Below are 882 nucleotides of genomic sequence, written 5' to 3'. Positions count from 1 at the left end.
ATTGCAGATCTCATTAAACTTGCTGGAAGATTTTCAGATGAATTTAACCAGCAAGAAAAAATTCAAGTTGATTTACAAGACAATGAAAAAAAGGCATTGAAAATCCTAGTAGACGCACTAAATGCAAATGAAGAACCAGAAGACATTCAAAACACAATTTACCAAATTGCCAAATCAAACGATATTCAACCAAAAAATTTCTTTATGGTATTATACCAAATTATTCTTGGGACATCAAGAGGACCAAAGATTGGACCGTTCATATCAGATATCGGAAGAAAGCAAGTAGCACAAAAATTATCAGAGTACACATAGATATGGTTCACGGAGAACACAACAAAGCAAGAAACAATGGGAGTTTTGCAATGATAATTTTTGGGGCATTATTGCTATTTCTTGCCCCAAACATTTACGCAGACATGCGTGAATTAGGCACGATAGCATTGTTTGGTGGGATAATAATAGGGGGAATTGGATTTTATTTGAAATTTTTTAGAGCACGGGTAAAGCAAGAATAAAGAAAGGTTCATCTTTTGGGAAAAGGCGGATAGAAACATGGGGTTGTTTGGAAAGAAAAAAGAAGAGGGAAAAATTTCTGAAAAAAGCGAGGAGTTTATTCTAAAAAATGAGCTTGAAGATGAAGTAGAAAATCTACAAAAAGAATTCAGAGCAAAACAAGAAGATCTAAATGAGATTACAGAAAAGATCAATACTGTAAAAGAAGAATACGATTCCACAGTCAGCAGTCTAATGTTGGTAAAAAAAGAATTCAATCAAAAAAAGATGGATTTGGATATTGTTCAACGAGAATATAAGGAAATAAGTGAAAAAATAAAGAATACCAAACAAATCAAGGATTCAAAAATAATAGAACAGTTTAAC

General features: G+C 32.4%; 1 protein-coding gene and 2 pseudogenes. All 3 read left to right on the top strand.

The window, feature by feature from the left end; all coding sequences use genetic code 11:
• Positions 1–315: pseudogene (locus BD31_RS09270) on the top strand (lysine--tRNA ligase); the annotation flags it as partial.
• Positions 316–317: 2 nt separating this feature from the next.
• Complete coding sequence (locus tag BD31_RS09265; protein ID WP_008301638.1) at positions 318–518, top strand: hypothetical protein; 201 nt, start codon at positions 318–320, stop codon at positions 516–518.
• Positions 519–555: 37 nt separating this feature from the next.
• A pseudogene (locus BD31_RS09260) lies at positions 556–882 on the top strand (DNA repair protein); the annotation flags it as partial.

It is taken from the genome of Candidatus Nitrosopumilus salarius BD31 (assembly GCF_000242875.2).
GTDB classification, from domain to species: domain Archaea; phylum Thermoproteota; class Nitrososphaeria; order Nitrososphaerales; family Nitrosopumilaceae; genus Nitrosopumilus; species Nitrosopumilus salarius.
This window is presented reverse-complemented; position numbering and strand designations above follow the sequence as displayed.

Coding starts and splice junctions, on each gene's coding strand:
- BD31_RS09265 (WP_008301638.1), top strand. CDS start 318: ATGGTTCACGGAGAACACAACAAAGCAAGAAACAATGGGAGTTTTGCA.